Raw genomic sequence first — 16495 nt, 5'->3', positions numbered from 1 at the left:
CGGCCCGGGTGGGGCCCTTTCCGAGCGGCCAGAAAGAGAACACTTGCTTCATTAGTAACAGGTGTGCATTATCTCGCCATGGACCTGAAGCTGCCTGAGCCGGCGAAGGACCGTCGGGTGCGTCGTTCGCGGGCCGCGCTCATGCGCGCCGCGGTGGAGTTGGTGACCGAGCGCGGTACGGCGGCCGTCGCGTTGTCCGACATCGCCGAGGCTGCGGATGTGAGCCGGCGGGTCGTGTACCAGCACTTCGGCGACCGCGACACGCTGTTGCTGGAGGCCGGGCTCGATCTCGCGCGCCGTGAGTTGCTGCCGCGGCTCATGGATTGCCCGCCGGAGACGAGCGGGCGGGACCGGGCGCTGGCGGTGTCGCGGCACTTCGCCGAGCACCGGGTCTTCTACCGTGCCCTGCTCACCGGGTCCTGCGCGTTCGCCCTGGATCGCGGGTTGATCAGCCTGCTTCTGCCGGTCAACCGACAGAGCGTGCGGCAGCTGTACGGCGACCGTCTCGACCCGCAGACCGTCGACGACATGGCGACGTTCCTGGCCGGTGGCGGGGCCGCCTTCGTCACGGCGTGGGTGGTGGAGGCCGCCGACCCGCTCGACCCCGAGGCGTTCACCGACCGTCTGCTGCGCGTGACGTCCGTGCTGTCCACCGCCGCCCACCACCAGTCCGCCGACGCCCCGGAGACAGCCGTACCTCCGTCCGTCGGTACCTCGGCCCTGGAGGACCGACCGTGAACCTGATCAGCCATCTCATCCAGCGGCGGCTGAAGCTGTCGCCGCCGACGACCCGGGATCTGGCGATGGAGCGGGATCTGCGGATACCGATGCCCGACGGGGTCGAGCTGCTGGCGGACCGCTGGGCGCCGCGGACCGGCGGTGAGGGCCTGCCGACCGCGCTGATACGCACCCCGTACGGTCGGCGCGGTCCGTTCGGCACGATGCTGGCCCGGCCCTTGGCTGAGCGTGGCTACCAGGTCCTGATCCAGAGCGTGCGCGGCGGGTTCGGCTCCGGCGGGACCTTCGACCCGATGCGGCAGGAGCGCGCGGACGGCCTCGCGACCCTCGACTGGCTGGTGAAACAACCCTGGTCCGGCGACGCGATCGTGCTGTACGGCATGAGTTATCTGGGCCATGTGCAGTGGGCGGTCGCCGACCGGCTGCCCCCGCAGGTCAAGGCGATGGTCCCGCAGGTGACCGAGTCGGCGCTGACGCTGGAGTTCCTGCGCGCGGACGGCATGTCGCTGGAGACGCCGTTCGGCTGGGGAGCGCTGGTCGGCACCCAGGAGCGTCGGCTGGCGGTTCTGCGTCAACCGGCCCGGCTCAAGAAGACGGCACAGGCGCTGTGGACGCTCCCCCTCGGCAGGGCCGACGTCGCCGCGATCGGCGAGCGCTCCGCGTACATCCAGGACATCCTCGCCCATGACGCGGACGCACCCCGCTGGACGGGGCTCGACCACCGGGACCGGGTGGCCGAGGTGACCGTGCCGGTCAGCTCGATCGCCGGGTGGTACGACATCTTCCTGCCGGGCCAGTTGCGCGACTTCCGGGTGCTGCAGGACGCGGGGCGCCCGGCACGGCTGACCGTCGGACCGTGGACACACGCGGAGTTCACCGGCGTACCGTTCGAGGAGGCACTGGAGTTCGGGCTCGCCCACGCACGCGGCGAGCAGCCACCGCCGCGGCCACCGGTCCGGCTGTACGTCATGGGTGAGGAGGCCTGGCGCGACTTCGCGTCCTGGCCGCCGGAGGGTTACGAGCCGCAGCGCTTCCATCTCCACGCCGGTGGCGTCCTCGCGGTCGAACCGCCCGCCGCCTCCGCGTCCGACCGGTACCGCTACGACCCCGCCGATCCGACCCCGGCGGTCGGTGGCGTACGGCTGGTCAAGGGTCAATGCCGCGTAGTTAAGGGTCGGGAGGATGTGTCAAGCGGTTCGAGGAAAGTGGGGGCAAGGGGACGGGGCTCCGCGTAGGACAGGTGGTCTGCCAAGAACAGCCTGTCTCGGGGAGCCCCGTTGAGTGACGAGTCTGCCATCGTGTGTGCCCGGCGTGAGCGGGATCGGTTATTTGCCCCAGGTCATCTGGGAGAGCTGACCCGGTATGTGCCGGTGGAGCTGGTGGACGCGGTACTGGCAGAGCACGGCGGGGTGCAGAAGCGGCTGCGTCTGTTGCCCTCGCGGGTCGGGGTGTATCTGCTGCTGGCGATGGGACTGTTCGCGTCGCTGAGTGTGGTGGGTGTGTGGCACAGGCTGTGCGCGAACCTGCCCGGGAGACGGTGGGAGCCGTCGGAGAAGGCATTGCGTGATCTGCGGCGCCGGATCGGGCCCGCGCCGTTGAAGGCATTGTTCGAGGTGGTGGCAGGGCCCCTTGGATGGCCCACGGGGCCGGGGATGGGCTACGGCCGATGGCGGACGGTCGCCTTCGACGGCTGTTCGTCGATCAAGGTGGCGGACACAGCGGCGAACCGCGCCTGGCTGGGCAAGTCGGGGCACGTGCGAGGCGGACAGGCGGGATATCCCCAGCTGGGGCTGATGGCCCTGGTCGAGACCGGCACCCGTGCCCTGCTCGGGGCCTGCTTCGGCCGGATCCACCAGGGCGAGACCGTGCAGGCACGCAGCCTGTTGCACCTGCTCACACCCGACATGCTCGTGCTGGCCGACCGTGCCTTCGACGGCGCCGCGTTCCTCGCCGAGGTCGAAGCGACCGGGGCTCAGTTCCTTGTGCGGGTCAGCGCCGCGCGCCGCCGGCCGCAGCAGGCGGTGCTGTCCGACGGCGGCAGGCTGTGCCGGGCCGGGACACGGACCGTGCGGATGATCGACGCCGACCTGCACGTCCACCTGGCCGACGGCACCCGACTGCGGGAGCACTACCAGCTGGCCACCACTCTGACCGACCCCCGCCTGCACCGGGCAGAAGATCTCGTCCGGCTCTATCACGAACGCTGGGAAGCCGAGAGTGCCTTCCTCGCCCTGCGTCACACCCTGCTGGGCGGACGCGTGCTGCGTTCCGGCGACCCGGCCGGCCTCGCCCAGGAGATGTGGGCCCCGCTCACCCTCTACCAGGTCCTGCGCATGGCCATGGCCGATGCCGCCGGGCACCGCCTCGCCGACCCGGACCGGGCCGGGTTCACCATCGCTCTGAACACCGCCCGCGACCAGGTCGTCCTCGCCGCCCAGGGCGATCCGGCAGACCTCAAAGGCACGATCGGCCGGGCCGTTCTGGCTCATCTCCTGCCGCCCCGCCGCGCCAGGGTCAGCGCCCGCAAGGTCAAATCACCCATCTCCCGCTACCACGCCAACACCGCACCACGGCCCACCCCCAGCACTCCCGTCACCGCCATTCACATCCGCCTGACGCAGCCGCCCGGCAGGCCGCCCACGCTGCCCCAACGCATCCTCGATCTCTTGCAGACGGCCCCGGATCGCCACTGGCACCGCAACGAGATAGCCCGCGCCCTCGGCATCGAACGCACCGACCACCTACGCCAGCGACTCGCCGCCGCCACCCGCCACGGCTGGATCCGAAAGATCAAAGACGCCACCTACACCCTCCCCTTGACAACACCCAACACCCCTTAACTACGAGGCATTGGGTCAAGGACTGCGGACGCGTCGACAACACCGCGCTGGAAACCCGCGCCGACGTGCTCACCTACACCACCGCCGTGCTCGACGAGGACGTGGAGGTCGTCGGCGATATCAGCGCCGAGATCTGGTTCCGCTCCAGCCTCCCGTACGCCGATGTCTTCGTCCGGCTCTGCGACGTCGACCCCGCCGGCCGTTCCTGGAACGTCTGCGACGGCCTCGTCAGCCTCACGGACGCCGACGAGCTGAGCCGCGCCGTCGTCCGACTCTGGCCCACGGCCCACCGCTTCAGACGCGGCCACCGCATCCGCGTCCAGATCTCCAGCGGCGCCTTCCCCCGCTACGCCCGCAACCCCGGCACCGGCGAACCCAGGGCCACCGCCGCCACCCTCCTCCCCGCCGACCAGACCATCCACCACGACCCGGCCCACCCGTCCGCGATCACCCTCCCGATCCGGACGAGCGACTGACGCCGAGGCACGGCCGGGTCGCACCGGCACGCACCCCACTCGCGTCGGCTACCAGTCGGCTGCTACATGGAGCCCTGGACGACGGAGAGCACGTTGCCTGCGGGGTCCTTGAACCATGCGATCAGGGGGCCCTCGCCGGGGCCCTCGCCGCGGAGGATGCCCTTGTCGTCGGTCTTGAACTGGTCGTAGCGCTCGAAGGTCACGCCCTTGCGGCTCAGCTCGTCGACCGCAGCGTCGATGTCGTCGACGGGGAAGTTGAGGACGGTGAACGTCGCCGGGGTGTGGTCGGGCTTGGGGTAGACCATGATGTCCCGGTCCCCCGCGATGTGCAGCGTCAGGAAGCCGTTCTCCTCGGACACCCGCAGCCCGAGCGTCTCGCCGTAGAACTTCCTGGCCGCGTCGCTGTCGTCCACCGAGAAGCTGCTGAACGCCTTCGTCGTACCGAACATGATCGCCTCCGTGGCATGGTTCTGCTTCCGTGAGGTCTCTACGACCAGTCTGAGCACCCCGGCGAACGATGACAAAGGCGGCATACGGGGCGACCGGCCCCCTCATTGCGCCCCGTCCGCCCCCTCAGTCCCCCCGCCCCTCACCCCTTCCAGCCCTGCTCACGCAGCACCCGGGAGACATCGGGCGCCTGGTAGTGCTCCCCCTTGAGCACCTTGCCGTCGGCGCGGCGGGCGACGTGGCCGTCGGGGCCCAGCTTGGTCATGTTGGAGCGGTGGATCTCGGCGATCACGGCGTCGAGGTCGATGCCGTGGACGAGGGCGGTGCCGTACGCGACGTACACAACGTCGGCCAGCTCGTGCGCCAGCCGGTCGAGCGGGCCCGCGACGGACACCTCGGCGACTTCCGCGGCCTCCTCCGCCAGCAACTCGCCACGATGGGCGGCCAACTCGGCTGAGACCTCGGTCGGCTCGGTACGGGCGTCGAGCCCGAAGGCCAGGTGGAACTCACGGACCAGGTGAGCGGGAGAGGAACTCATCCGACGACCCTATCGACCGGGCGACGACCCCGTCGGCCTGGTGCCTTCGACCGTCGACCTGCCCTCGCCATCACTCCATGTAGCCGCGTTCCCGGTGCCCTCGTCGGAGCCCGGTCGCCACCACCACGTCAGGCCTGTCCGCTTCGTACGGCCCTGTCGTCGACAAATGCCCTACACCACAGGCCTTCTGATGCCTCATCAGTAGCAGGGGGGCGGTGTTCGACACTGTGACTTCGCTCCGTACTCTCCTTTGAGCCTTCAAGGACACCCCGAACGATTGAGGACCCACAGTGAGCGTTCCCCCCACCTCCCCCACTCCCACCCCCACCCACCGGGCCAAGTCCCGGTTCACCCGGCGTACCGTGCTCGGCACCGCCGGCGCGGTCGCCGCCGCTGCCGTGATCACGCCCACCGTGATGGCCACGACCAACGACTCCGAACCGACCGCGGACGGCACGAACGAGTCGAAGGCCGGTACGACGACCGAGACCTTCCCGAAGACCCGTACCGAGGCCGCCACCGGCGAGGCGCCCGTCGAGGCCGCCTTCCCCATCGGCTACGTGGGCGTCCGCTGGGGCGGCACCGACGAGGCCACCGGCGGCGGCATCCGGCTGAAGGGCGCCGACGGCGGCCAGGGCACCTGGCAGTCGTTCGGCGAGGGCGGCTGCTCGGTGGCCAACGGCGGCGGTCTGCTGATCGCGGCCGACCAGGCCTCGGGCTACGAACTGAAGGCGCCCGACGGGGCCACCGGGCTTCGCTCGGTGGCCCTCGACTGCACGCACGGGCCGGACCGGAAGGTAAAGGTTCCGAGCGACCCCACCCGCGTCCGAGGCGTCCAGTACCTCTCCCGGGCGGCCTGGGGCGCCGACGAGTCGCTCCGCTTCAAGGCGGACGGCTCGGAGAACTCGCCGACCGCGTTCTACCCCTTCCAGACCATCACCGTGCACCACACGGCGATGGCCAACGACGACCCCGACCCGGCCGCGACGGTCCGCGCGATCTACCAGCTGCACGCCGTCACCAACGACTGGGGCGACATCGGCTATCACTTCCTCATCGACGAGGAGGGCCGCATCTACGAGGGCCGTTACTCCGGTGACGACGGTCTGCCCGCGCACGACGCCGACGGCAAGGTGGTGACCGGCTTCCACGTCGGCGGCTTCAACTCCGGCAACCTCGGCATCGCGCTCCTCGGCACCTTCACCGAGCAGGGCCCGAAGGAGGCCGCACGCAAGGCGCTCACCCGCCTGGTCCGCGTACTGGTCCGGCTGCACGGCGTCGACCCGCTGGCCCGCGTGACGTACACGAACCCCGTCAACGGCACGCAGAAGGAGGTCTCGGAGATCAGCGGTCACCGGGACTGGATGGCGACGGAGTGCCCCGGCGAGGTCATGTACGCGGAGCTGGACCAGCTCCGCAAGGCCGTGGCCACCGGCCGCTGACCGCTTCCCGACCACCGGTGCCGGGCCCTGCGCACGGGTCCGGCACCGGACGCCCTGCCCGGGACGTACGCGCCCGCCGGCGGAAACCGCCGCGGTGCGCACGCGGGCTGCGGCACGCGGGCTGCGGCACACGGTGTGCGGCACGCGGGCTCCGGGCGCCGCACACCGTCCCTACGTCACGAGCCGGCACCGGATGGGCCCGGTCCTGGCCGCCCGCCGGGTGACCTGGCAGGATCTCGCGCATGGTCCAGGTACTCCCCCGCATCGGCGGGCGTCGCGCGCTCCTGGGCTCGGTGGCCGCACTGGTGGTCCTCGGGCTGCTGGCGTGGTGGCTGTGGCCCCACGAGGAGCCCCCGAGCGGGACGATCACCCTCAGCACGGGGGCCGATCGGGGTGTCTACCAGGAGTACGGCATGCGGCTGAAGCACGAGATCGCCGGGGACATGCCACGCCTGACGATCAAGCTGAAGGACAGCAACGGCTCCCAGATGAACGTCAAGCGGGTCGCCACCGGAGAGGCCGACTTCGCCATCGCCGCGGCCGACGCCGTGCAGACGTATCTGGACGACCACAAGCCCGGCGCCGGCAAGCTGCGTGGCCTGGCACGGCTGTACGACGACTATGTGCAGGTGGTCGTCCCCGTGACCTCACCCATCCAGACCATCGCGGATCTCAAGGGCAAGCGGGTGGCCGTGGGACCCGAGGGCTCCGGAGTACGACTGATAGCCGAACGCGTGCTGGCGGCGGACGGGTTGGACATCGACAAGGACATCGAGCCGCGGCCCGACACCATCGGCACGAGCGCCGACGCACTCCGCAGCGGCAGGATCGACGCGTTCTTCTGGTCCGGCGGGCTGCCCACGAAAGGGCTGTCCGACCTGGCGGCGACGGGCTACGAGTTCCGGTTCATCCCCATCACCAGCGACCTCGTGGCGAAGCTGCACGGCGAGGACGACTCCTTCATCCACTACCGGGCCTCCGTGATGCCCGCCGACGCCTACCCGACCATCCTGCGGGGCTCCACCGTGCCCACCATCACCGTGGCGAACCTGCTCATCACCCGCGAGGACATGGACCCCCGGCTCACGGAGTGGCTGACCCGGATGGTCATCAAGAGCCGCGACACCATCGGCCAGCAGGTGCACGCGGCCCAGCTGGTGGACCTGCGCACCGCGATCTACACGGACCCGCTGCTCCTGCAGAAGGGCGCCAAGCGGTACTACCAGTCGGTCAAGCCGTAGACCGGTCGGTCAAGCCGTAGACCCCGGGCCGATCGGCCTCCACCACCGGGCCCCGAGAGCCCGCTCAGGCCACCGGGCGTGCCCGGGGCACCGTCACCGTCACCTTCAGGCCGTGCGGCTCGTGGTGGGCGTACGAGATGGAGCCGCCGCCCGCCGCGATCAGGGCCCGGGAGATGGAGAGCCCGAGGCCCGAACCCTTGATGTTCTGGTGCGCGGTGCTGCGCCAGAAGCGGTCGCCGACGCGCTCCAGCTCCTCGTCGCTGAGGCCGGGGCCACCGTCGGTGACGACGACCGTGGAGACCTCCCCGTTCGAGGCGACCTCGACCTCGACGCGCTCCCCGGCGGGCGTGAACTTCAGCGCGTTGTCGATCACCGCGTCCAGGGCGCTGGACAGGGCCACCGGGTCGGCCCAGGCGGTGGTGGCCGGGCAGGTGCCGACCAGCGTCACGCCCTTGTCGTCGGCGACCGGCGACCAGGACGCGACGCGCTCGGCGGCCAGTTCGCCGACGTCGGTGATCCGCAGATCGGCCTCGGCGTGCTCGGCGAGCGCCAGGTCGAGCAGGTCGTCGAGGACCTGCGCGAGGCGCTTGCCCTCGGTGCGGACGGAGGCGATCTCCTCGTTGCCCTCGGGCAGTTCGAGGGCGAGCAGATCGATGCGCAGCAGCAGCGCGGCGAGCGGATTGCGCAACTGGTGCGAGGCATCGGCGACGAAGGCGCGCTGCTGCTCCAGCACGTCCTCGACGTTGTCGGCCATCTCGTTGAACGACCGTGCCAGGCGCCGGAGTTCGGGCGGCCCGCTGGCCACCGCCACACGGGACTTCAGCCGCCCCGAGGCAATGGAGTGGGTGGTGGCGTCGAGGACGCGTACGGGCTTGAGGACCCAGCCGGTCAACCGCAGCGCGGCGCCGACGGCGAGGAGCATCGCGGCGATCTCGCCCGCGCCGATGACCAGCCAGCCGCGCAGGATCTTGGAGCGCATCTGCCCGGTGGGCGAGTCGGTGACGACGACGGCGACGACGTCACCGTCATGGATGACCGGGGACGCGACGACGAGCCTGCCGCGCTGCCAGGGCCACACCTGTTCGGGGTCGTGCGGGCGGCGCCCCAGCAGCGCCTCCTCGAACGCGGCGAGGCCTTCACCCTCGGTGGGCACGCCCCAGTCGTAGGGCGCGTTGGCCATGGGCGGACGGTCCTCGGCGCGGTAGAAGACGCCGGCCCTGATGCCGTACACGCGGAAGTACTGATCGAGTTCGCGCTGCAGGGTCTCCTGGCGGCCGTCGGTCGTGTCGTTCGTGCGGGACCCGGTGGGCGAGTCGGTGACGAACTGGGCGAGAGCCGCGAAGCGCGCCGTGTCGTCGATGCGGTCGACGACCACTTCCTGTTGCCGCGCCGCCGCCAGACTCACCGCCAGGGGGATGCCGAGTGCCAGGAGCACGGCGGCCATCAGGACGATGAGCAGCGGAAGGAGACGAGTGCGCACGCGCCGAACGCTACGGCGTCGGAGCCACCAGCCGGTAGCCGACCCCTCGCACCGTCTCGATCAGGGCGGGCATGCGCAGCTTGGAGCGCAGGGAGGCGACATGCACTTCGAGGGTGCGTCCGGTCCCCTCCCAGCTGGTGCGCCACACCTCGCTGATGATCTGTTCCCGGCGGAAGACCACCCCGGGCCGCTGGGCCAGCAGCGCGAGCAGATCGAACTCCTTGCGGGTGAGCTGGACGACCGTACCGTCCACGCTGACCTGGCGGGTGGGCAGTTCGATGAGCACGGGCCCGAGGCGCAGCCCGGTGTCGCCGGGGGCCGTGGTCTCGTCGGGGGCCCTGCGCCGGGCGACGGCGTGGATACGGGCGAGCAGCTCACCGGTGTCGTACGGCTTGACCACGTAGTCGTCGGCCCCGAGATTGAGGCCGTGGATCCGGGACCGTACGTCGGAGCGGGCGGTGACCATGATCACCGGGGTGCTGGTGCGCTTGCGGATCTTGCCGCAGACCTCGTAGCCGTCCTGATCGGGCAGGCCGAGGTCGAGCAGGACGACGCCGAAGCCGTTTCCCTCCGGGACCAGCGCCTGGAGAGCCTCCTCGCCGCTGCGGGCATGCGTGACGTCGAAGCCGTGCCTGGCCAGAACCGCGGACAGCGCGGCCGCGACGTGGTTGTCGTCCTCGACGAGGAGAAGCCTCATTCCGGTCCCCTCCGGTTCACTCGGTCGTGTGTTCGGTCATTCATGGTGGCGCATGTGCCGTGCGCGCAATGCGTATTCGTGCGCATGGCCTGCATGGCCTGCATGGCGTGCATGGCGTGCATGGCGTGCATGGCGTGCATGGCGTGCCGCATTGTGTGCATGGCGTGCCGCATTGTGTGCAGGTGTTCATTGCGGCACATGGCGTTCATTGCGGCACATGGCGTTCATTGCGGTGCATGGCGTTCGTCTTCATCGGGTTATCGGGCACGCGTGCCTGTGCCCCTTGGAGTCACACCGATGAGTGAGGACGCCGTCAAGGCCGTACAGGTTCCCCGAAGATTCCGTTACGCAGCCGAAACAGCCCCGCGCGAGCCCGTTACGTGCAGTGTCCGTTCGGCTACCAGATCGTTATGCTCAATTCTCCCTCAGATGTAATGACGCTGGTCGTCGCGGGTCACTACTGTCCTCCGAAACCGAGGAGGACGGAGCCAGAAAGCGATGACCGAAGTTTCGGTGGCCAAGGACGCCGTGGCCGCGACCGATGATCTGGTCGTCCTGAAGAGCGTCAACAAGCACTTCGGCGCGTTGCACGTACTCCAGGACATCGATCTGACCATCGCCAGGGGTGAGGTCGTCGTGGTGATCGGACCCTCCGGGTCCGGTAAGTCCACCCTGTGCCGCACCATCAACCGGCTGGAGTCGATCGACTCCGGAGACATCCTGATCGACGGCAAGCCGCTGCCGGCGGAGGGCAAGGCCCTCGCGCGACTGCGGGCCGACGTCGGCATGGTGTTCCAGTCGTTCAATCTCTTCGCGCACAAGACCGTGCTCGAGAACGTGATGCTGGGACAGCTCAAGGTCCGCAAGACCGACAAGAAGAAGGCCGAGGAGAAGGCCCGGAACCTGCTGGACCGGGTCGGCGTGGGGACGCAGGCGGACAAGTACCCCGCGCAGCTCTCGGGTGGTCAGCAGCAGCGTGTCGCGATCGCGCGGGCGCTGGCGATGGACCCGAAGGTCATGCTCTTCGACGAGCCGACCTCGGCCCTCGACCCCGAGATGATCAACGAGGTCCTGGAGGTCATGCAGCAACTCGCCCGGGACGGCATGACCATGGTCGTGGTCACCCACGAGATGGGCTTCGCCCGCTCGGCCGCCAACCGGGTGGTCTTCATGGCGGACGGCCGCATCGTCGAAGAGGCCGTGCCGGACCAGTTCTTCAGCAACCCCCGCAGCGACCGGGCCAAGGACTTCCTGTCGAAGATCCTGCACCACTGACGACCCGCCCCAGGCGACTTGGGCCCCACGCCACCCGCACTTCGCACGGCCCGCATCTCTTCATCAGAAAAGGATGTTCAGCATGAAGCTCCGCAAGGTCTCCGCCGCAGCGGCCACCGCCCTTGTCCTTGCTCTCACGGCCACCGCTTGTGGTGGTGACAGCGACGGCGGCTCTGACTCCGGCGACGGCAAGAAGATCAAGATCGGCATCAAGTTCGACCAGCCGGGTATCGGCCAGAAGACCGCTGACGGCAAGTACACGGGCTTCGACGTCGACGTCGCGACGTACGTCGCCAAGGAACTCGGCTACAGCGCGGACCAGATCGAGTGGAAGGAGGCGAAGAGCGCCGACCGCGAGACGATGCTGGAGCGCGGTGACGTCGACTTCATCGCCGCCTCGTACTCGATCAACGACGAGCGTGAGAAGAAGGTCGACTTCGCCGGTCCGTACCTCCTCGCCCACCAGGACATCCTGATCCGTGCCGACGACAACTCGATCACGAAGCCGGAGGACCTGAACTCCAAGAACCTCTGTTCGGTGACCGGGTCGACCTCGGCGCAGAACGTCAAGGACAAGATCGCCCCGAAGGCCAACCTGCAGCAGGCAGGCGGCTACTCGGAGTGCCTCACCGGCCTGGAGAACAAGGCCATGGACGCGCTGACCACCGACGACTCCATCCTCGCCGGCTACGCCGCGCAGGAGCAGTTCAAGGGCAAGTTCAAGCTCGGCGGCTTCAAGCTGAGCAACGAGAACTACGGCATCGGCGTCAAGGAGGGCAGCGACCTCAAGGCCAAGATCAACACGGCGCTGGAGAAGATGGTCGCCGACAAGTCCTGGGACAAGGCCGTTCAGGCCAACTTCGGCCCGGCGAACTACAAGAACGAGCCCGCGCCGAAGATCGGCGACATCGTCAAGTGAGGCAGGGCGACAGGGTAGGCGCGCCGCTCTCCGTGGCGGCGCGCCGCTCCCTCCCCATACGCGGAAGCGCGGGAGATCGTGTTCGACTTTCTTGAAGGCTACGACCTGCTAGGGGCGTTCTGGACGACGGTGCAGCTCACCGTCTACTCAGCTATCGGCTCCCTGATCTGGGGCACTCTGCTGGCTGCCATGCGGGTCAGCCCCGTCCCCCTGATGCGCGGATTCGGCACCGCCTATGTGAACGTGGTGCGGAACATCCCGCTGACGATCATCATCGTCTTCACCTCGCTGGGCCTCTTCCAGACGCTGGGTATCAATCTCGGCGCCGAGAGGTTCGAGACCATCAACTTCCGGCTCGCCGTACTCGGTCTGATCGCCTACACCGCGGCGTTCGTCTGCGAGGCACTGCGCTCCGGTATCAACACCGTGCCGGTCGGCCAGGCAGAGGCCGCCCGCGCCATCGGACTGAACTTCAGCCAGGTGCTGAGCCTGGTGATCCTTCCGCAGGCGTTCCGCTCCGTCGTCGGGCCGATGGCGAACGTACTGATCGCACTGACCAAGAACACCACGGTCGCCGCGGCGATCGGCGTGGCCGAGGCGGCGCTGCTGATGAAGGAGATGATCGAAAACGAGGCCCAGCTCATCCTCATCTCCGCCATCTTCGCGTTCGGGTTCTGCTGCCTCACCCTCCCGACCGGTCTGTTCCTCGGCTGGGTGAGCAAGAAGGTGGCGGTGAAGCGATGAGTTCGGTCCTGTACGACGTCCCCGGCCCCCGGGCTAAGCGCCGGAACGTAATCCTCTCGGTGCTGTTCGTGGTCGTCTTCGCCGCCGCGCTCTGGTGGGTGTACACCAAGCTCGACGAGAAGAACCAGCTCGACTGGGCGAAGTGGTCGCCCTTCTTCACGGACTCCCGGTCGTGGACCACATACATCCTGCCGGGCCTGGAGAACACCCTGATCGCGGCTGCCCTCGCCATGGTCATCGCCCTGCCGCTCGGCGCGTTCTTCGGTATCGCGCGGCTCTCCGACCACGCGTGGGTACGGTGGCCCTCCGGCGCCGTGGTGGAGTTCTTCCGCGCCATCCCGGTGCTGATCCTTATGGTCTTCGCCAACGCGGCGTACGCCGAGTTCACCGACATCAGCTCGGACGACCGCCCGCTCTACGCGGTCGTCACCGGACTCGTGCTGTACAACGCCTCGGTGCTCGCGGAGATCGTGCGGGCCGGCATCCTGGCCCTGCCGAAAGGGCAGTCGGAAGCCGCGATGGCGATCGGGCTGCGCAAAGGTCAGACGATGACATACATCCTGCTGCCGCAGTCAGTCACCGCGATGCTGCCCGCGATCGTCAGCCAGCTGGTCGTCATCGTCAAGGACACCGCGCTCGGCGGCGCGCTGCTCAACTTCTCGGAGCTGCTGGCGGCGGTCCGCCCGATGAGCTCGTTCTACGGCGCAAACACCATCGCCAGCTTCACCGTCGTGGCCGTGATTTTCGTGGCGCTCAACTTCGCACTCACCACCTTCGCGAGCTGGCTGGAGGGCAGGCTGCGCCGGGGGAAGAAGGGCACGGGCGTCGTTCTCGGAAGGGACGACTTGGAGGAACTCAACCCCGCCGGGATCGGTGGTACTAATGGAACCGGCGCCGGCGGCACCATCTGACGGGCCTCATAGCAATCGAGTGACATGAGCGACGGAGGCAACGGCATGAGGACCATTGCCTCCGTCGCTTTCTGCAGCATTGAATCCACAAAGAGGGGAACCCGCCCACACTCAACGATGCGCTGCACGCAACCGCATACGCGGCAGCCATCGGCGTCCGCGACGAGGCAACTGTCAGGCTGACTGAAGAGTTCCCACAAGGCCAATCTGCTTGGTGCACCTATAGGCAAGTACAGCACGCCCATGCAGATCGCGGCCGGGCTCGATGTCTCCAATGGCACGGTCACGTATCTACACCTGCGGTCATCAATATGCACGCCGATCGCGCGCTCGCCCATTCCTCGCCGACCCAGACTACGCCCTGCTCGATGGCACCCTCGCGGACTACGACCGGAGCAACAGCAGCCGGACCGGTCACCCCCATGCACCGAGGGCACGGCGTCTCCGCTGGCCTCAGGCTCGGGATCTGTTTCGGTGCCGACGGCAAGATCCATTGCATGGCCCGGCTGGAACAAGTCGGCGACCGAAACCGCCCTGACCCATTTCCCTTTCGCGTTCTCTCCATGTTTCCTCCCAGCCCGAAAACCCCCCTGGGTAGCGCGAAGCGCTGATGAGCACAACGCATGAGACGGAAGCTCAGATGCACCTCAAATATCTCACTAATCCCTTACGAAGCGATGATCGGCAGTGTGATAATCATGCCATCGAGACCAAAACGAGGGGAACCAGTGAACAATAAGCTTAAAGCTCCTTCGCTGCCGGCGTGATGACTCTTGGTCTACTCGGAGCCACAGCCACCGATGCGCAGGCTGCAGCAAAGATAAAGGAAATGCGGATGGGCGGCGGCTGCTACGCAGAAGTACAGATCTCCAACGACAACACAGCGGGCCGCATCCGGGCACCCTTCGCCGCTTGGTGCAAGAAGGGAAGCAGCCTGTCCATCACTCCGTCGCTTGCCATGTGGCGGGATGGCAAGCAACTCTTCCTGAAGGCCCCCTTCGGGGCCGAGACCATCAATCACAAACATGCCATATCCTGGCGGGAGTTCCGCGCCAACAAGCGTGGAAAGCAATGCTACCAGGAATTCTTCATGGTATTTATCCACGGGCCGGGTGACTACGTCACGAAAAGCATGAAGACTTCATGCATAAATGTCTGACATGAACGCCAAGACGGCCCACCGGAATATTCGGTGGGCCGTTTTTTTCCTACAATTTCAAAGAATCTGGCTCGGTGGTGTGACCATGCGTGTTTGATTCCAGCATCGCCGAAACACATTCCAAAGCGGCATTGAGGATTTACAACCCACACCCTCGATGCGGTTCGGGCCACTGAGCTTGAACTCGGGTTGTCGCAACTGCTGGCAGAGCTTGATCCTCGCACTACACCTGTCGTCATGAGGGTATGCGCAGGGAGGGAGCCTTACAGATGAATGTCGGCAGTTCCGTAAGGTATGGGGACCCGTTTGGCGCCTTGGGCGGTGACCCCCACCACCCTGGGTTCGGCCGCGCCGACCCCAGGTGCGGCCTTTGGGCGGCCTCAGGGGCCCTGGCCAGCTTCATCCTTGGAGCAGAGCCAGGTACCAAGCCCGCCGCCCTCTTTCTATAACAGGCCACTCTCGTCCTTCCCATCGGCGGTCTTCGCCTCGTCTCGCTCGGTGACCTTGTGGGAGAGGAACTGCACACTCCAGCCGATGCGGTGCAGCAGCGCATACAGCCGGCCAGGGTGTACTCGACCCGAACCGGCCGCGCACGACCTCGACAATCCTCGCCAATGTCCAGCACTGGCCAGTCCAGCCGGAGGCGATGGGCCAGCACCTAACTGCGCCTCCAAAATGCGGAGTTGTTCCGCATCGAGCTGGCAGCGGACGCTGCCCGGGCCTTGGAGGCCAGGCCCTGTCGGCCGCCCGCAGCTAACGCCCGCCGCCAACGGTTCGCCGATATCCGGGGAACTCTGAACCACCGGGCCACCTCCCGGCCCCTGCCCCCGGCCTAGATCAGATCCGCGGCCGCCAGCCGGACTTGCTCACACCGAGCCCGTTCCTTGGCCGTCAGTCCACCGCCCATCGGGATAGCCGTCCTCCAGGCATAGCGCAGCCCCCGACGGCCGTCACGACCTGACGTGACCCGCCCCGTTAAAGATCACTCCGTCACTTGACGCAAACCCCGGCAATGGGTTGCATACGTTCTGTGATCGCGCACCCTGCTCCAACTTCTTGTTCACATACGTCCGCCAGGACGCCGCTGCGTGCAGGGGGCGCCGCGCCGTGGACCCGGTGATCATTGTGGGAGCGGGGCCCGTGGGGCTCGCGCTCGCGCTCGCGCTGGCGCGCCAGGAGGTGCCGTCCGTGGTCCTCGACGAAGGACCGGGGAAGGATGAGCAGCGGCTCGCGCGGACGGTCGTCCTGCACGAGGACACGGCCGCGCTGCTGGAACGGTTGTCCGGCGTCCCGCTCGCCGAGGCCGGGTTCCGTTGGGCCGGATGGCGGTCGATGCGGCGCAGACAGGTGATGCGTCAGGTCCGGTTCCAGGAGGGAGAGGAAACGGATCCTCAGGTCGGCGCCGGAGGCCCTCGCGACGGCTCCGAGGACATCGTCGAACGCACGGCCGGTCTCCCCCCGCTCCACATCCCCCAGCACGTACTGACGACCGCCCTGCGCGACGCCATCGCCGGCGAACGGCTCGTCAAGATCGCCGTGGAGAGCCGGGTGGACGCCATCGAGCAGGAGACGTCCGGTGTCACGGCCC

17 protein-coding genes and 1 pseudogene are annotated in these 16495 nt (G+C 68.0%); 13 read left to right on the top strand and 5 right to left on the bottom strand.

Features of this window, described 5'->3' with window-relative positions:
• Positions 1-78 precede the first annotated feature (78 nt).
• The 4 genes from STRIP9103_RS10345 to STRIP9103_RS51385 are packed head-to-tail and all read left to right on the top strand — an operon-like array spanning position 79 to position 4054.
• The gene (locus tag STRIP9103_RS10345) at positions 79-738 is read left to right on the top strand and encodes a TetR/AcrR family transcriptional regulator (protein ID WP_078613855.1); all 660 of its coding nucleotides are present in this window, start codon (positions 79-81) and stop codon (positions 736-738) included.
• Positions 735-1973 carry a CocE/NonD family hydrolase gene (locus STRIP9103_RS10340; RefSeq protein WP_009307302.1) on the top strand — a complete coding sequence of 413 codons (1239 nt, stop codon included), beginning with the start codon at positions 735-737 and terminating at the stop codon, positions 1971-1973. Before STRIP9103_RS10345 ends, STRIP9103_RS10340 begins: the two co-directional genes overlap by 4 nt.
• Positions 1974-2015: 42 nt before the next feature.
• On the top strand, positions 2016-3578 hold the full coding sequence (locus STRIP9103_RS51390) for an IS4 family transposase (RefSeq protein WP_009307315.1): 1563 nt from the start codon (positions 2016-2018) through the stop codon (positions 3576-3578).
• Positions 3515-4054 carry a CocE/NonD family hydrolase gene (locus STRIP9103_RS51385; RefSeq protein WP_234022166.1) on the top strand — a complete coding sequence of 180 codons (540 nt, stop codon included), beginning with the start codon at positions 3515-3517 and terminating at the stop codon, positions 4052-4054. Before STRIP9103_RS51390 ends, STRIP9103_RS51385 begins: the two co-directional genes overlap by 64 nt.
• Positions 4055-4116: 62 nt before the next feature.
• Here STRIP9103_RS51385 and STRIP9103_RS10325 read toward each other — a convergent pair whose 3' ends face one another.
• The gene (locus tag STRIP9103_RS10325; protein ID WP_009307303.1) at positions 4117-4503 is read right to left on the bottom strand and encodes a VOC family protein; all 387 of its coding nucleotides are present in this window, start codon (positions 4501-4503) and stop codon (positions 4117-4119) included.
• A gap of 140 nt (positions 4504-4643) precedes the next feature.
• On the bottom strand, positions 4644-5039 hold the full coding sequence (locus STRIP9103_RS10320; protein WP_009307320.1) for a pyrophosphohydrolase domain-containing protein: 396 nt from the start codon (positions 5037-5039) through the stop codon (positions 4644-4646).
• Positions 5040-5329: 290 nt separating this feature from the next.
• Here STRIP9103_RS10320 and STRIP9103_RS10315 point away from each other — a divergent pair, with 290 nt between their 5' ends.
• Together STRIP9103_RS10315 and STRIP9103_RS10310 are read left to right on the top strand one after the other, a co-directional pair.
• A complete protein-coding gene (locus tag STRIP9103_RS10315; protein WP_009307292.1) occupies positions 5330-6481 on the top strand; it encodes a peptidoglycan recognition protein family protein in 1152 nt (383 codons plus the stop codon).
• Positions 6482-6723: 242 nt separating this feature from the next.
• The gene (locus STRIP9103_RS10310; RefSeq protein WP_009307313.1) at positions 6724-7722 is read left to right on the top strand and encodes a TAXI family TRAP transporter solute-binding subunit; all 999 of its coding nucleotides are present in this window, start codon (positions 6724-6726) and stop codon (positions 7720-7722) included.
• A gap of 64 nt (positions 7723-7786) precedes the next feature.
• On the opposite strand, the gene STRIP9103_RS10305 is transcribed toward STRIP9103_RS10310, so the two are convergent.
• Both STRIP9103_RS10305 and STRIP9103_RS10300 read right to left on the bottom strand, forming a co-directional pair.
• Entirely contained in the window at positions 7787-9202 is a 1416-nt protein-coding gene (locus tag STRIP9103_RS10305; RefSeq protein ID WP_009307319.1) for a HAMP domain-containing sensor histidine kinase, read from the bottom strand.
• A gap of 10 nt (positions 9203-9212) precedes the next feature.
• Positions 9213-9899, bottom strand: coding sequence for a response regulator transcription factor (locus STRIP9103_RS10300; protein WP_009307317.1), 687 nt, complete (start codon positions 9897-9899; stop codon positions 9213-9215).
• A gap of 59 nt (positions 9900-9958) precedes the next feature.
• Here STRIP9103_RS10300 and STRIP9103_RS49840 point away from each other — a divergent pair, with 59 nt between their 5' ends.
• The 6 genes from STRIP9103_RS49840 to STRIP9103_RS10270 all read left to right on the top strand — a co-directional run bounded on the left by STRIP9103_RS49840 (position 9959) and on the right by STRIP9103_RS10270 (position 14907).
• A complete protein-coding gene (locus STRIP9103_RS49840; RefSeq protein ID WP_158696865.1) occupies positions 9959-10204 on the top strand; it encodes a hypothetical protein in 246 nt (81 codons plus the stop codon).
• 193 nt (positions 10205-10397) lie between these two features.
• Complete coding sequence (locus STRIP9103_RS10290; RefSeq protein ID WP_009307300.1) at positions 10398-11174, top strand: amino acid ABC transporter ATP-binding protein; 777 nt, start codon at positions 10398-10400, stop codon at positions 11172-11174.
• Positions 11175-11256: 82 nt separating this feature from the next.
• Positions 11257-12093: a glutamate ABC transporter substrate-binding protein gene (locus tag STRIP9103_RS10285; protein ID WP_009307297.1), complete on the top strand. Its 837-nt coding sequence runs from the start codon at positions 11257-11259 to the stop codon at positions 12091-12093.
• A 78-nt stretch (positions 12094-12171) separates the two neighbouring features.
• On the top strand, positions 12172-12837 hold the full coding sequence (locus tag STRIP9103_RS10280; protein ID WP_009307310.1) for an amino acid ABC transporter permease: 666 nt from the start codon (positions 12172-12174) through the stop codon (positions 12835-12837).
• The gene (locus STRIP9103_RS10275) at positions 12834-13748 is read left to right on the top strand and encodes an amino acid ABC transporter permease (RefSeq protein ID WP_009307308.1); all 915 of its coding nucleotides are present in this window, start codon (positions 12834-12836) and stop codon (positions 13746-13748) included. Before STRIP9103_RS10280 ends, STRIP9103_RS10275 begins: the two co-directional genes overlap by 4 nt.
• 763 nt (positions 13749-14511) lie before the next feature.
• Positions 14512-14907 (top strand): hypothetical protein, encoded by a 396-nt coding sequence (locus STRIP9103_RS10270; protein WP_158696864.1) that lies wholly within the window; start codon positions 14512-14514, stop codon positions 14905-14907.
• A gap of 299 nt (positions 14908-15206) precedes the next feature.
• Here STRIP9103_RS10270 and STRIP9103_RS53750 read toward each other — a convergent pair.
• A pseudogene (locus STRIP9103_RS53750) lies at positions 15207-15814 on the bottom strand (winged helix-turn-helix domain-containing protein); the annotation flags it as partial.
• 200 nt (positions 15815-16014) lie between these two features.
• On the opposite strand from STRIP9103_RS53750, the gene STRIP9103_RS10265 reads away from it, so the two are divergent.
• Positions 16015-16495 (top strand): FAD-dependent monooxygenase (locus STRIP9103_RS10265; protein ID WP_199790527.1); only part of this gene is annotated, 481 nt, incomplete at its 3' end.

Source organism: Streptomyces ipomoeae 91-03 (assembly GCF_000317595.1).
Classification (GTDB): domain Bacteria; phylum Actinomycetota; class Actinomycetes; order Streptomycetales; family Streptomycetaceae; genus Streptomyces; species Streptomyces ipomoeae.
The sequence above is the reverse complement of the archived record's forward strand: the minus strand, read 5'-3'. Positions and strand labels throughout refer to the sequence as shown.

Bases quoted from the DNA above. Each gene is read 5' to 3' on its own strand.
- STRIP9103_RS10345 (WP_078613855.1), top strand. From the start codon at position 79: ATGGACCTGAAGCTGCCTGAGCCGGCGAAGGACCGTCGGGTGCGTCGT.
- STRIP9103_RS10275 (WP_009307308.1), top strand. From the start codon at position 12,834: ATGAGTTCGGTCCTGTACGACGTCCCCGGCCCCCGGGCTAAGCGCCGG.
- STRIP9103_RS10300 (WP_009307317.1), bottom strand. From the start codon at position 9,899: ATGAGGCTTCTCCTCGTCGAGGACGACAACCACGTCGCGGCCGCGCTG.
- STRIP9103_RS10310 (WP_009307313.1), top strand. From the start codon at position 6,724: ATGGTCCAGGTACTCCCCCGCATCGGCGGGCGTCGCGCGCTCCTGGGC.
- STRIP9103_RS10320 (WP_009307320.1), bottom strand. From the start codon at position 5,039: ATGAGTTCCTCTCCCGCTCACCTGGTCCGTGAGTTCCACCTGGCCTTC.
- STRIP9103_RS10290 (WP_009307300.1), top strand. From the start codon at position 10,398: ATGACCGAAGTTTCGGTGGCCAAGGACGCCGTGGCCGCGACCGATGAT.
- STRIP9103_RS10285 (WP_009307297.1), top strand. From the start codon at position 11,257: ATGAAGCTCCGCAAGGTCTCCGCCGCAGCGGCCACCGCCCTTGTCCTT.
- STRIP9103_RS10325 (WP_009307303.1), bottom strand. From the start codon at position 4,503: ATGTTCGGTACGACGAAGGCGTTCAGCAGCTTCTCGGTGGACGACAGC.